Genomic DNA, 13703 nt, shown 5'->3' on the forward strand with positions numbered 1-13703 from the left:
AGAAAGTTCAGGCCCGCGCGCGACGACTGTCTTCGTCAATCGAAACACCTGCGCCAGGCGTGCCGAGAAACGCGCGCAGATCGGTCATCACGCGCTCGGGCGCCTCTTCCATCGGAATGTGCCCGAGCCCCGGATACATCACCGATTTAGCGCCCGGAATACGGCTCGCGAACTCGCTCGCGTGTGCGGGCGGAATCCAGCGGTCCTTGGCGCCCCACAGCACCAGCGTGGGCACGTCGAGCGTTCTGAGCACCTCCGTGTCGACCTCGTTGAAGTCGAGTGTCGGCACCATCTTGCCGATCGCGGTGCGCGCGCCCTCGGCGTGAAAGAAATCGACGTAGCGCCGCATCGTCACCGCGTCGATCTTGCGCGGATCGCCGTACACGTTGCGCACCGCGCTTTTGACAATGGCTTCGGGCAGCCACCACGGCGAACTCAGCCGCACCAGCGCGTGATTGAACAGGTCGATGTAAATCGGCAGCTTCATCGGAAAGCCGGCGGAATCGATCAGCACCAGACGCTCGACGGCGTCGCGGTGGCGCACCGCGTAGTCCCACGAAATCAGCCCGCCGAGCGAGTTGCCGATCAAGGTCGCGCGCGCAATGCCGAGCGCCTGCATGAACGTGTCGATGAAGCGACGATAAGTCGGCAGGTTCATCGTCTCGATTTCGCCGCTGGTGGAACGCAGCGGGCCGGTGACGCCGAACGGCGGCAGATCGAGACGAATCACCCGATGCCCGAGCTTGAGTTCATCGGCGACACGGTTCCACGTATGCAGCGACGACGCGAAACCATGAATCATCACGATCGTGTCGCCGCTGCCTTCGTCGATGTAGTGCACGTCGGCGCCCATGATCTCGACGAACTGCGAGCCGCTTTGCGTGTAACGGCGGCGCAATTCATCGCGCGGCACGCTGGTCAAGCCGAGGCGCGCGGCGAGCGAGCGCGGCGGCAGCGGCGCGGTGGCGGGTGAGGTGGATTCGACGCTTGCCATGATGCTTGTCTCCCTTGTTGTTCGACTAGTCCCACTGGTTCGAATGCTTTGCTTGCTTCGAATGCTTCGAATGCGTTAAGCCGCCGCCGCCCGCAGCCTCACCGCGCGAAGCGATATTCGCCCGGCCGCACGCGCCGGGTACGCTTGCGGAAGCTGAACGTGAACCCCGGCCACAGCGCGGTCACCTTGCCGCTTTTCGTCTGATACCAGCTATGACAGCCGCTGACCCACACCGAGTGCTGCATCTCCTTCTGCAAGCGCGCATTGAAATCGCGCTGCACGTCGGACCGCAGATTCATCGTGCGTGCTTTGCGCCGGCGCAGTTCGCGCAGACAATCGGCGATGTATTGCACTTGCGACTCGATCATGTAGATCATCGAGTTATGACCGAGCCCGGTGTTCGGGCCGACGATCATGAAGAAGTTCGGGAAGTCCGCGACGCTCACGCCGAGGTACGCTTCCGGACCGTCGCGCAGCCACATCGCGCCGAGATCCGCGCCATCGAGACCGGTCACGTCGAACGGCGCGCCGACGTCGTTGACCTGGAAACCCGTGCCGCAGATGATCGCGTCGGCACGATGCAGCACACCGTCTTCGGTCACGATGCCGTCGGCGACGACTTCGCGGATGCCGGTCGTGACCACGTCGACATTCGGTTTGCCGAGCGCCGGGTAGTAATCGCTCGACAGCAGCACGCGCTTGCAGCCGAGTCGGTAGTTCGGCGTGAGTTTGGCGCGCAGCGTCGGGTCCGGCACGCGCCGTTCGAGATAGCTGAGGCCGAACTTCATCGGCATTTTCATCAGCTTCGGATTGACCACGAACGCAATGGCGCGCGATTCGAGTTGCCAGTAAATCGCGCTGCGCACGAATCGCTGCGTGAACGGCAGATGCCGGAACAGCCAGTGCGCGCGCGGGCCGACCGGCTTGTCCGGCTTCGGCATGATCCACGGCGCGGTGCGCTGGAAGAGTTCGAGTTGCGCAACGCGCGGCTGGATTCGCGGCACGAACTGGATCGCGCTCGCGCCGGTGCCGATCACGGCGACGCGTTTGCCTTCGAGCGGATACGCGTGGTCCCAGCGCGCCGAATGAAACAGCTTGCCTTCGAACTGGTCGAGCCCAGCGATCCGCGGCATCGCCGGACGCGAAAGCGGGCCGCTCGCGGCGATCACCACATCCGCTTCGATGGTTTCACGCGCGCCGTGCGCGTCGATCTCGACGTGCCACACCTGGCGCGTTGCATCGAAGCGGGCGGCGGCCACGGGCGCGTTGCAACGCACGTAGCGATCCACGCCGTACTTGCGCGCGCAATGCTTCAGATAGTCGAGAATTTCCGCCTGGCCGCCGAACGCGCGCGACCAGGCCGGGTTCGGCTCGAACGAAAACGAATAGAGATGCGACGGCACATCGCACGCCGCGCCGGGATAGGTGTTGTCACGCCACGTACCGCCTATGTCGGCGGCCGCTTCGTACACGGTGAACGACGTAATCCCCATTTGCAGCAGACGGATCGCCATGCCGATGCCGGCAAAGCCGCTGCCGACGATAGCAATGCGCGGCGCGGCGGAGGGAGTGGAAGAGGCGGGCGTCACGGTGATCTCCGGCATGGAACGAAGTTCGGGAGTCTACACATGTCTACTCCGGTATAACGCGCAGAGTAGACAACTGTACACTTGGCGTCAAGATCGTTTAGAGTGCTGCTATTAAACGCGCATGGCGCGCAGTGGTTGAACGCTTATGAACCCCGTCCCCGAAGCGGCGAACGCCGCCGACCCCGATCTCGCGGCCGCGCAGGAATTGCCGGCCGGCAAGCGCAAGCTGATTGAAGCCGCATTGCGGCTCACCGCGGGCGGCCGCAGCTTCGCGAGCCTGGGTTTGCGCGAACTGGCGCGCGAGGCGGGGCTGAATCCGAACACGTTCTACCGTCATTTCGACACGCTCGACGACCTCGCGCGCGAGGCGGTCGAATCGGTGAGCCGACGCTTGCGGCCGATGCTGCGGCGCGAGCGCTGGCTCGCCGCGCACGACGAGCCGCATAGCGTGCCGCGTCGCGCGTGCGTGGCGTTCTTCGAATTCGCACTGGAGAACCGCGAGGCCTTTCTGAGCGCGCTGGCCGAGTATCACGGCACGTCGCCGGCGTTGCGCGAGGCGGTGCGCGCGAACCTCCACGAGGTATCGGCGGAAATGGCCGACGACGTCGTGCAACTGGAACTGATGCCCACGCTCGGGCGCGACACCGTCGACGAAGTCTGCACGCAGATCGTGCTGCAACTGTTTCATCTGTCGGCGGAATATATCGGCGCGGATGCGGCGCGTCGCGATGCGCTGGTTGCGTACGCGGAGCGTTTCATCGTCAGGCTGTTTGCTGGGTCGATGTTGCTTGCGCAGCATGAACCGGGCAGGGCTTCGGCTTTAGCTTCAGTGCGCGTGTGAAATCCGCTAGCTGAATAAAACCGGCATAAAAAAACGGGCTCCCTCAAAAGAAGGAGCCCGTTCTTGTTTCAGCTTGCCGACTGGCTACGCCGCTCAGGTATCGTTCCAGCCGCCGGAGTCGTCGTTGCTGCCCATATCGACGCCACCGCCGCTGTTATCGTTCCAGTCGTTCGAGCCCTGACCGAAGTCGAGGCCGCCGCCGTTGCCGCGGCGGCGTGTTTCGTCGTCGACGATCACGTCGCGCTCGACCACCCGCTCACGCCCGGAGTTCAGCGCTTCGCCGAGCAGCACGCCGGTCAGCAGACCGCCCATGCCACCGCCGAAGCCGCCGCCGCCTTGCTGCACGATGACCTGCGGCTGCTGTTGATACGGGCCTTGCTGCGGATAGGGCGCTTGCGGCGGATTGCCGAAGCGGTCGGCTTCCTGCGCATACGGCGATTGTTGCGTGGCGGCCGCCGGCGCCGCATACGGATCGGGCCGGCCGTCGGCGCGTGCGCGCAGGCTGCCGATGCGTTGTTCGAGTTCGTCAAGCTGATACGGCGGCACCGGGTTCTTGCTGCTCGACAGCGTTTCGACGAGGCCGCGCAACTGGTCTTCGGTTGCTTCGACTTCTTTCTCCAGCGCCTCGTGACCTTGCACGGTGGAGAGTTTCACGTCGAGCTTGAGCGAACGCACGGCGTTGAGCATCTCGGTCGCGCGCTTCAACTGCACGCGACGATCGTCGTCGGCGCGCGTATCGTCCTGCGAGCGCGCGCGACGCAGCGTCCAGCGCAACACCAGCGCGATCGCGCCGATCAGCAGAATGATGCCGATCCACATGCCCATGCCCGGACCATGCCGTTGCGGCGCTTGCGACACCATCGCCGACTGCTGCTGCACGGCCGGCGTGTTCTGTTGCGCGAACGGATTCGGTGCGGTGGTGTTGCCCGAGTTGCCGCCCGCACGTTCCGCGTCTTTACGGATGCGCGCTTCGGTCTGCGCGAAACGGGTCGGGTCGGTGAAGCGGATTTGCGGGTCGAGCGTCTTGGCCTGTTGCACCTGGGCGAGCGCGTCGGCATAACGGCCTTCGCGATCCAGCACCTGGCTGTACAGATAGCGCGCGCGGGCATTGTTCGGATGCGCCTGCAGCACTTCGCTCAGGCCGGCGTCGGCCTGCTGCCAGTTGCCCTGCGACATGGCGGATTCGATCTGCTGAACCGTCGGCACCGCGAAGGCTGCGGCCGAGACGAACAGCAAGGAAGCAAAGGCGCCTGCGAGAAATTTTTTCATGGTCGGACCAGGCGCGTGGCGCCCGTCTCCTTCAGTCGTTTCTGGTGGCCGGCGGCCGGAAACCCGGCGACCGGCTACCAGGCGCTCCGACGGTTGCATGCGCAACCGCGAGGAGCTACTGCTGACGCAATTACTGAGCCGGCGTATTGATCTGCTTCTTCAATGCTTCGAGACGATCTTCGACGGACGGGCCGCGGTTCAGATCCGCGAGCTTGTCGTCGAGTGCCTTGCCGCTCGTTGCGTCGGCGGAATTCAGACGCGCGTCGGAACGGGCATTCGACAGCGCGACCTTGTCTTCCAGCTTCTGGAAATCCTGCGACAGGTTCTTGCCGCCGATGCCACCCAATGCGGTAGCCGCGACGTCTTTCGCCTGCGCGATCTGCTGCTTGGCTTGCAGAATGTTCGAGCGTGCGTTCAGGTCGTTACGACGGCTGCGCATGTCGTCGATCTGGCTCTTCAACTGCGCGACCGACGGTTCGAGCGTGGTCAGTTCTTTCGCCAGCGCGTCGCGTTCGGCTTCGGCCGTGGCTTGTGCGCCGAGGGCTTCGCGCGCGAGGGCTTCGTCGCCGGATTGCAGCGCGCGCTTCGCGCCGTCTTCGTACTTCTTCGCCTTGTCCGCGGCAACATCGCGCTTGCTTTGCTGCGTGGCCACTTGCGCCTGAATCTCGATCAGCGAGTTCTCGGCTTTGGCGATGCTCTCGTCGAGTTCGCGCACGATCTGGCGCGAGTCGCGCGACGGGTCTTGCACGGAATCGGCTGCGTCGTTAAGGAGACCTTTAAGCGTGCGCGAAATGCTGTCGAATAGCGACATGAAAACCTCCAGAGAATGGTGTCGGCGCTGAATAAATCCGCGCGTCCAACTGCTTTTAACTGCTACTTTACGCCGCTGCGCGTGAAGCTGCGCAACGTTCGGACCGGAGTTCGGGGCGTGCTCGCCAATTGCAATAGCAGCGCCGTAAATTGTTCGATCGATGGATCGAATGGCCGACACTAATAGTGATGACGGTTAGAACACGCGGCCAGTGATTCAGCCGCCCGCGGATATTACACCACGGGCTCGCTTAAATCCGCCTTAAAGGGCGCGATGACAGAATCGCGTAGTTTGCGCGCTTTGGGTGTCGTCGATGTGAAGCGCTGCGGCTTGTTTGTGCTGACTTGCAGAGTAGAAGTTTGTTCAGCCAGATGAGATTGGCGACGTGAAAGACGATGCGTATAAGCGGACATAAGCTGGGTCGAAGCTGGCCCAAAGCTTTTACCTCGCGCAAGGGTAGCCGGCACAAATCGTCAAGCTTGCAATATCGAAAGCTCGCGCGTTTCACCGCGCCGAGCATGACGTTGGATGACGCGCCAATGCGCGATTTGCGACGTCCATTTCACGCTAAGGCGCTTCGTCAGGCGAAGCGGCCGCCTTCGGTGCTCGGATCGGTGCGGGGATCGTCATCGTCGCGCGAACTGTCGACGCGCGGGCGCTTGAGCACGCTGCGCAGTTGCGCGTCAGCATCGGTCTGCGGCGTGCTCGCGCTTTCAACCGCGGCGGCTTTGGCGGCTGCCACGCGTGCCACGGCTTCCGCGGTGGCCACGGCTTCTTCGTCGATCTCGGCGGCCAGCGCGGCGGCGACCCCCGCCGGCAACAACGGCGCAGGCTCGGCCGCGGCGGGCTTGCGGGGCACCGCATTCGCATTCGACAGCGCGTCCGCTGCGCTCACTGAAGCCCCACCTTCCGCCGACGCACCGGTTTCGCTGCCGCCACGCGTCTGCAACGCCGCCGGCAGCGCCGCGCGCGCGTGGCGCGTGCCGCGCGCGACCCGCTGCAGCGCGGCGTCGAGTGCATCCGGCGCGCGCGGGGCGCGCAAGCGGTCGACGATACTGGCCGCCTTCACCTGTTCGCTGGTGGCGCCGAAGCTCAACACCGCGCGCCGCATCAACTCGCTGACGCTAATGCCCAGATTCTCGGCGGTGGCGGCGATCGCGCGTTTCTGCGCGGTCGTGACGAATACGACGATGCGTTCGCTGGGCTTGTTCATGATCGGCTCGCATACTTGTTGGCATGGGCGGGACGGCTTGGTGGTGCGTCTGATAGTGCGTCTGATAGTGCGCCTGCTGGTACTTCCGGCAGCGCGCGGGTTCGACGCACGCGCCGAACCCATCATATGACGAGTTGCAACGATGCGGAACGGGCGTGACATGAAAATCCCGTGACATCAACGGCTTGTAGGGTTGCCGGCGAACTTGTCCACAGGCCTTTCAACCGTTTCTGTTGATAACCCCGACTGTCCGCGCAAGGCGTGGCGGCATAGGGCGGCAGCGGCGGGCGCGCAAGGAACGCGAAGGGAATTCTTACAAAAAAACTCGCTTCGGCCTGTCTTGATTTCTTTAAAATGCGCTGTTACGTTGCGCCGGACACTGTCCCGGGCGCCGTGCGGCTGGCCGGGGGCAAAGGGCCGCGCGGCGGTGTGCGTCCGAGGCCACGGTGCTCGATCACGATCCATGCACGCGCTACGAGCGCGCGCAGAAAGGCGTTCAGTTACGCGCCCACTATTCCAGTCATGCCAATCATCAAACGACCGCATTCTTCCAATTCTCCGGCTGGCGAAGACCGGGACTCCTACCAACGCACTCCAGGACGCAATGCGGCTTCGCGCGAGGCCGAGGGCGACACGCGCGGCCGCCGTTCGATCGGCGTGACCCTCGTGATCTGGTTCGCCAGCCTGATGGGCACGCTCGCGGTGGTGGGCGCGCTGATCGTCGGCTATGCGCTGGTGGTGATGGGGCCGCAGTTGCCGTCGCTCGACGCGTTGACCGACTATCGTCCGAAAGTGCCGCTGCGGGTCTACACGGCCGACCACGTGCTGATCGGCGAATTCGGCGACGAGCGGCGCAGCATCGTGCGCTTCCAGGACATTCCCGACCAGATGAAGAAAGCGGTGCTCGCGATCGAAGACTATCGCTTCTACGAGCACGGCGGCGTCGACTTCCTGGGCATTCTGCGCGCCGGCTTTGCCGACCTCGCGCACGGCGGCGCCTCGCAGGGAGCTAGCACGATCACCATGCAGGTGGCGCGCAACTTCTTCCTGTCGAGCGAAAAGACCTACACCCGCAAGATCTACGAAATGCTGCTCGCGTACAAGATCGAGCGCGCGCTGACCAAAGATCAGATTCTCGAGTTGTACATGAATCAGATTTATCTGGGCGAGCGCGCTTATGGTTTTGCGTCGGCGGCGCGCGTGTACTTCGGCAAGGATCTGAAGGACATCACGCTGGCCGAGTCCGCGATGCTGGCCGGCCTGCCGAAAGCGCCGTCCGCCTATAACCCGGTGGTCAATCCGAAGCGCGCGAAGATCCGTCAGGAGTACATTCTGCGGCGCATGTTCGAGCTGAAATACATCAGCCAGGATCAGTACGACCAGGCGGTGAAGGAAGAGATTCACACCAAGAATCCGGGCAACGAGTACAGCGTGCACGCCGAGTACATCGCCGAAATGGTGCGGCAGATGATGTACGCGCAGTACAAGGACGAAACCTATACGCGCGGTCTGAACGTCACGACCACGATCGATTCGGCGGATCAGGACGCCGCGTATCAGGCGGTGCGTAAAGGCGTGATGGACTACGAGCGCCGGCACGGCTATCGCGGACCGGAAGGCTTCGTGCAATTGCCCTCACCGGGCGACGACCGCGATCAGGCGATCGACGACGCGCTCACCGATCACCCCGACAACGGCGAGATCATCGCCGCCGTGGTGACCGACGCGAATCCGAAGCTGGTGAAAGCGCAACTGGTGGACGGCACGCAGGTGGCGATCAGCGGCGACGGGCTGCGCTTCGTCGCGGGCGGGTTGAGCGCGCGCGCCACGGCGGCCACGAAGATCAAGCCGGGCTCGATCGTGCGTCTCATCGCCGACGATAAAGGCAACTGGCAGATCACGCAGTTGCCGCAGGTGGAAGGCGCGCTGGTGTCGCTCACGCCGCAGGACGGCGCGATCCGCGCGCTGGTGGGCGGCTTCGACTTCAACAAGAACAAGTTCAATCACGTCACCCAGGCGTGGCGTCAGCCGGGTTCGAGCTTCAAGCCGTTCATCTATTCGGCGGCGCTGGATAAAGGCCTCGGACCGGCTACGATCATCAACGACGCGCCGCTGTACTTCCCGTCGAGCACGCCGGGCGGCGACGCGTGGGAGCCGAAGGACGACGACCAGCCGGACGGTCCGATGCCGATGCGTCTCGCGCTGCAGAAATCGAAGAACCTGGTGTCGATCCGCATTCTGTCGTTCATCGGCACCAAGTACGCGCAGGACTTCGTCACGCAGCGTTTCGGTTTCGACGCCGACAAGACCCCGCCGTATCTGCCGATGGCGCTCGGCGCCGGTCTCGTCACGCCGTTGCAGTCGGCGGGGGCGTACTCGGTGTTCGCGAACGGCGGTTATCGGATCAATCCGTATCTGATCGCCGAGGTGACGGACGCACGCGGCCAGCCGCTCTCCAAAGCGCAGCCGCTGACGGCCGGCCGCGACGCGCCGCGCACGCTCGAACCGCGTAACGCCTACATCATGAACAGCCTGCTGCATTCGGTGGCGACGGCCGGTACGGGCGCGGGCACCAACGTGCTGCATCGCTCGGACCTGCAGGGCAAGACGGGTACGACCAACGACGCGAAAGACGGCTGGTTCGCGGGCTATCAGCAGTCGCTGGTGGCGGTGGCGTGGATGGGTTACGACCAGCCGAAGAGCCTCGGCAGCCGTGAATTCGGCGCGCAGCTCGCGTTGCCGATCTGGGTCGAGTACATGCAGCGCGCGCTGCGTGGCGTGCCGCAAGCCGAACCCGCGCAGCCTGACGGCGTGACCTCGGTCGACGGTGAGTTGTTCTATACCGACATGACGCCGGGCAACGGTTTCGTCGCCAGCATCGGTCTGGATTCGGCGAATCCGACTGCGGGCGCGAGCGACGCCGTGGGCGGCGTCGGACCGGCGGGCATGACGCCGCCGGCGGTGCCGCCGCCGAACGTGTCGTCGAACGAGAAGAAGCAGATTCTCGATCTGTTCGAATCGAACAAGCCTTGATGTCCCCCACGGGGATTTTCTTCAGGTTGCGTTAAGCGGGCGCGGTCCACACTGCGGTGGGTCGCGCACGAAAAATTTTGAAAGATCGACGAAGCGCCCGCCTGGCATGGGTTTCACGGCATGGGGCGGCGCCGCTTCCAGCAGTTTTTGTGCCCGGCATTCGCAGTATGTTTTAATCACGCCTGCGGTGCTTTCATACAGGGTCCTAACGGACACCCGATAACTGGCGGTTTCGATCTCCAGCACCTCTACGTTTCGCCACGGGCGAAGCGTCCACCTCAGAAAAAACGCGCGGCGCGGGACAGGGTTTGACGCACGCGCATGCCACTTCGATCGTCGCGCGCCGTGAGGCCGTGGCGGCCGGCGTGTTCGCCATTTAGCATCCACCGGGTCCACGCCGAGTGAAAAGTCGAATCCTCATCTTTCTGATGACAGGTCTGTTGCGCGCGTTTGCATTCCTGCCGTATGGCGCCGTCGCGCGGATCGGCACCGGTATCGGCGCCTTGCTGTACCGCATTCCGAGCGCCCGCCGGCGCGTCGTTCACACCAATCTGAAGCTGTGTTTTCCCGACATGAGCGACGAGGCGCGCGAACGGCTCGCGCGCGCGCATTTCTGTCACGTGATTCGCAGCTACGTGGAGCGCGGGCCGCAATGGTTCGGCAACGCGCAGGCGCTCGCGCGCCTCGTGGAAGTGGAGAGCGCGATCGATCTGTCCGACATGCAATCGCAGCCGACGATTTTCGTCGGCTTCCATTTCGTCGGCATCGAGGCGGGCTGCATGATGTATTCGACGCGGCATCCAGTGGCGTCGCTTTACACGCCGATGTCGAACCTGCTGCTCGATGCGATGGCGCGGCGTCAGCGGGGCCGTTTCGGCACGGAGATGATTCCGCGCAGCGACAGCGTGCGGCGCGCGTTGCGCGTGCTGCGCGAGGGCAAGCCGGTGATGCTGGCGGCGGATATGGACTTCGGTTTGCGCGACTCGGTGTTCGTGCCGTTCTTCGGCGTGCCGGCTTGCACGCTGACTTCCGTATCGCGCATGGCGCGCGCGGGCAATGCGCGCGTCGTGCCGTTCGTGACGGAAGTGCTGCCGGATTATCGCGGGTACAAGCTGACTATTTTCGAACCGCTAAGTAACTTTCCGTCAGACGACGTGGCCGTCGATGCACGCAGGATTACCGAGTTTCTGGAGACGCAGGTGCGGCGGATTCCTGATCAATATTATTGGGTGCATAAGCGGTTCAAGAACCGGCCGGCGGGAGAGGCGGGGGTTTATTGAGTGTTGGTGGTGAGGGGGCGGCAGCGACTGCGCTGCTGCCTGGGTGCCGCCTTGGTGCCGCTTGACGCGCCCGCGTCGGCAAATGGGTCTCGCACTGAATCCGTTGCGCGCTCAAGTACTTAGTTGGGATCTCCAGGCGTTATCAACAGGGCTGTCAACATTATCTGTGGATAAGTTGTGGGGCGTGCTGGACGGCGTGCGGGCTATCTTGCACGTACGTTTTCAATCGTTATTCTTCAATTGACATCGTCGTACCCAGTTCGCGGATGACATACCCGTGGGCAGTTTCCTAAGTCCGATGTAGGCACCGCGGGAAGCGTTCTGTCATCGATGAAATAACGGCAGAAGCTTAAGAATTTTCGCCGCCTCGCGCCTCACCGTTCCTTATAGCGTGCTTGTTCTCCGAACAGGTATGACTGATAGGAACGACGGTGAAAAACTACAGCATGACTGAGTGGCCGGTCGGCATAGTGGTTCGCCTGCTTGCCGCATTCATGTTGCTAACGGTGGCCTTCGGCGCGAATGCCGTCGACTGTCTCACGCTTTACGCGCAGTCCGGTGCAACGCCGGGATCGAAGACGTGTCGCCTCGATGTGGTGGGCAATACGCCCGGCGGGATGGGCAACTATGCGTGTATTAACGACCTTGCCCTGATCGATCAGTGGTGTTCCGCGCCGGTTGAGCCGGATGAATCATGCCCGGTCGCCGATCCCGTCTATCCCGCCAATGGCAAAGTGAGTCTGGTAGAAAGCGACTTCCGCAGTGGCGATGCGGTGCCCCTGACGTTTACGCGCAGCTACCTGTCGTCCCCGTTTTTGAAGTCGGCGACTGCCATGGGGCCGGTATGGCTGAACAACTGGCAACGGCAGTTGAACGTCGCTAGCGCGACCGGAAGCTCACCGAAGATCGTCGCCTACCGGGCAAATGGTCAACCTCTCACGTTTCAGTCAATCGGCGGTCAGTGGAGCACGGCGGCTTTCAGCGGGCTAGCGTTAGCTCAGGCCGGAGCGGGCTGGGTACTGAAGGATCTGACCACTGACACCGAGGAATTTTATTCGGCTCAAGGCGTCCTGCTGTCCGAGACGACGCATACGGGCTTCACCCGTACGCTCACTTACGACGGAGCGGGGCGGCTCACCGCGATTGAGCAACGAACTGCGGGTGCTGCAACCCGGTATGCATTGCTGACGATCCGGCTCGAGTACGACACGCAGGGTCGTCTCTATCGCATGACCGATCCGTCCGGTGGCCTCACGCAGTACGGGTACGACGCGAATGGCAACCTGGTCACCGCGACATGGCCTGATGGGTACATGCGTCGCTACGTGTACGACGATCCGCGATTCAGGAATGCGCTGACAGGCGTCATTGACGAAACCGGCGTGCGCATCGCGACATGGGTGTATGACGCGATGGGACGGGCTGTTTCGGCGACGCATCCCGATGTCACGCGGAACGTCCAGTTTGGGTATGGCAATGGTTCAACGACGATCACCGGGGCAGACATGTCCGGCACGATCAGGTTTGCGTCGATCGCTGGTATGTTGCGGCTCACCGGTGGTAGCACTGCAGAGGGCAGCGAAAACCGGACGCTGGATGCGCACGGCAACCTGCTGCAGAAGGCGGCGCCGGACGGAACCGCCACTTATTCTTACGACACGGCGGGCCGACCAGCCCGTGCGGCCGTCAACAGCGCAAGCGGCTCGGTGATCACGTCGGTGCGATATGCCGACACCACGACGCTACATCCATCACTAGTCGCAACGCCCGGAAAAATGCGCGCATTTGTGTACGACGTGAACGGTAACGTCACGGGATACAGTGAGTACGACACGTCCGACTCGACCGGCGCGAACGGTTTTGATGCAACCGCAACGGGGAGCAAGCTCACCGTTGGCGCCGTCTATGACGTCAACAATCGCCTGAAGCAGGCGACGGTCTACGTGAACGGAGTCAAAACCGAAGACTGGCTGTACACGATCGATGAAACCGGCAACCTGCAGATCGCTCAGGAATTGGTTTCACATTGGCTTCTCGGCGGATTTGACCGTGACACTTCGAATCGCGTGACGCGGGTCACGGGCAACAGTCGAGAGGCACGTTTCACTTACGACAAGCGTGGCCGGATAACCCGTTTCACTTACAACGAAGACGCGACCGTACTGACCGCCGGCTTGAAGCGTTTCCTGACGGTGGACTACAGTTACACGCCGGACGGCCGCGTTGCATCGCGTACGGGCAGCGTCGCCAGAAATGGCGGTACGGCTGAGCCGATATCAAGCGAGGAAGTCGATCAGTGGATCGGCAACTACGAGAACGGTGTCGACCCTGTTGGACCAACCGTGAATCCGTTGGGCTCGCCAAGGTCGCTGGAAGCTTTTCTATCGCGGGCTTACATTGACGCGGACAGGACAGCCGGTACAGGGCGACGTGCCCGAGTTACAGATCGCGGCGCAGGAGCAGGTGCCGTTTCCTGTGCTAGTGCCGGACCAGACCGACCCGTCGAAGCGCGCGGTTCTTTATGCTCAGCTGTTCCGAAGCAACGACAACGCCGATGCCGGTTTTAACAAATGTGCGTACGGCAAACCCATCACGAAGCGTTGCCGCGAAATTCATGAAAATTGCCAGGTTAGGTGTGCGGACACGACTTTTCCGACAGGTAACCATGGTGTA

The 13703-nt window shown here is 63.0% G+C and carries 10 protein-coding genes; 4 read left to right on the forward strand and 6 right to left on the reverse strand.

Translation table 11 applies throughout. The features are described from left to right. Window positions 1-7: 7 nt before the first annotated feature. On the reverse strand, window positions 8-994 hold the full coding sequence (locus tag HWY05_RS32030; RefSeq protein ID WP_176060848.1) for an alpha/beta fold hydrolase: 987 nt from the start codon (window positions 992-994) through the stop codon (window positions 8-10). Between the two features lie 98 nt (window positions 995-1092). Then, window positions 1093-2583, reverse strand: coding sequence for an NAD(P)/FAD-dependent oxidoreductase (locus tag HWY05_RS32035; RefSeq protein ID WP_176060905.1), 1491 nt, complete (start codon window positions 2581-2583; stop codon window positions 1093-1095). 145 nt (window positions 2584-2728) lie between these two features. Between HWY05_RS32035 and HWY05_RS32040 the strand changes: the two genes are divergently transcribed. Beyond that, the gene (locus HWY05_RS32040; protein ID WP_176060849.1) at window positions 2729-3424 is read left to right on the forward strand and encodes a TetR family transcriptional regulator; all 696 of its coding nucleotides are present in this window, start codon (window positions 2729-2731) and stop codon (window positions 3422-3424) included. 93 nt (window positions 3425-3517) lie between these two features. Here the strand turns inward: HWY05_RS32040 and HWY05_RS32045 are convergent, their stop codons facing one another. From HWY05_RS32045 to HWY05_RS32055, 3 genes are all read right to left on the reverse strand, one after another. Continuing rightward, a complete protein-coding gene (locus HWY05_RS32045) occupies window positions 3518-4693 on the reverse strand; it encodes a tetratricopeptide repeat protein (RefSeq protein ID WP_176060850.1) in 1176 nt (391 codons plus the stop codon). 130 nt (window positions 4694-4823) lie between these two features. Next, the gene (locus HWY05_RS32050; RefSeq protein WP_035545919.1) at window positions 4824-5504 is read right to left on the reverse strand and encodes a PspA/IM30 family protein; all 681 of its coding nucleotides are present in this window, start codon (window positions 5502-5504) and stop codon (window positions 4824-4826) included. Window positions 5505-6084: 580 nt separating this feature from the next. Further along, window positions 6085-6717: a hypothetical protein gene (locus tag HWY05_RS32055; protein ID WP_176060851.1), complete on the reverse strand. Its 633-nt coding sequence runs from the start codon at window positions 6715-6717 to the stop codon at window positions 6085-6087. A gap of 522 nt (window positions 6718-7239) precedes the next feature. Between HWY05_RS32055 and HWY05_RS32060 the strand changes: the two genes are divergently transcribed. Beyond that, window positions 7240-9750 carry a penicillin-binding protein 1A gene (locus HWY05_RS32060; protein WP_176060852.1) on the forward strand — a complete coding sequence of 837 codons (2511 nt, stop codon included), beginning with the start codon at window positions 7240-7242 and terminating at the stop codon, window positions 9748-9750. A gap of 21 nt (window positions 9751-9771) precedes the next feature. Here HWY05_RS32060 and HWY05_RS32065 read toward each other — a convergent pair whose 3' ends face one another. Beyond that, window positions 9772-9996 (reverse strand): hypothetical protein, encoded by a 225-nt coding sequence (locus HWY05_RS32065; RefSeq protein ID WP_156126473.1) that lies wholly within the window; start codon window positions 9994-9996, stop codon window positions 9772-9774. Window positions 9997-10151: 155 nt separating this feature from the next. Here HWY05_RS32065 and HWY05_RS32070 point away from each other — a divergent pair, with 155 nt between their 5' ends. Together HWY05_RS32070 and HWY05_RS32075 are read left to right on the forward strand one after the other, a co-directional pair. Beyond that, window positions 10152-11030 (forward strand): lipid A biosynthesis lauroyl acyltransferase, encoded by an 879-nt coding sequence (locus tag HWY05_RS32070; protein ID WP_176060853.1) that lies wholly within the window; start codon window positions 10152-10154, stop codon window positions 11028-11030. 431 nt (window positions 11031-11461) lie between these two features. Beyond that, window positions 11462-13597, forward strand: a complete 2136-nt coding sequence (locus tag HWY05_RS32075) for a DUF6531 domain-containing protein (protein ID WP_176060854.1) — start codon at window positions 11462-11464, stop codon at window positions 13595-13597. The last annotated feature ends 106 nt before the right edge of the window (window positions 13598-13703 follow it).

The sequence above is a fragment of the Paraburkholderia sp. BCC1876 genome (genome assembly GCF_902833695.1).
Taxonomy (GTDB): Bacteria; Pseudomonadota; Gammaproteobacteria; order Burkholderiales; family Burkholderiaceae; genus Paraburkholderia.

Excerpts from the sequence above, each read along its gene's own strand:
- HWY05_RS32055 (WP_176060851.1), bottom strand. The coding sequence starts at position 6,717 with ATGAACAAGCCCAGCGAACGCATCGTCGTATTCGTCACGACCGCGCAG.
- HWY05_RS32060 (WP_176060852.1), top strand. The coding sequence starts at position 7,240 with ATGCCAATCATCAAACGACCGCATTCTTCCAATTCTCCGGCTGGCGAA.
- HWY05_RS32050 (WP_035545919.1), bottom strand. The coding sequence starts at position 5,504 with ATGTCGCTATTCGACAGCATTTCGCGCACGCTTAAAGGTCTCCTTAAC.
- HWY05_RS32030 (WP_176060848.1), bottom strand. The coding sequence starts at position 994 with ATGGCAAGCGTCGAATCCACCTCACCCGCCACCGCGCCGCTGCCGCCG.
- HWY05_RS32040 (WP_176060849.1), top strand. The coding sequence starts at position 2,729 with ATGAACCCCGTCCCCGAAGCGGCGAACGCCGCCGACCCCGATCTCGCG.
- HWY05_RS32045 (WP_176060850.1), bottom strand. The coding sequence starts at position 4,693 with ATGAAAAAATTTCTCGCAGGCGCCTTTGCTTCCTTGCTGTTCGTCTCG.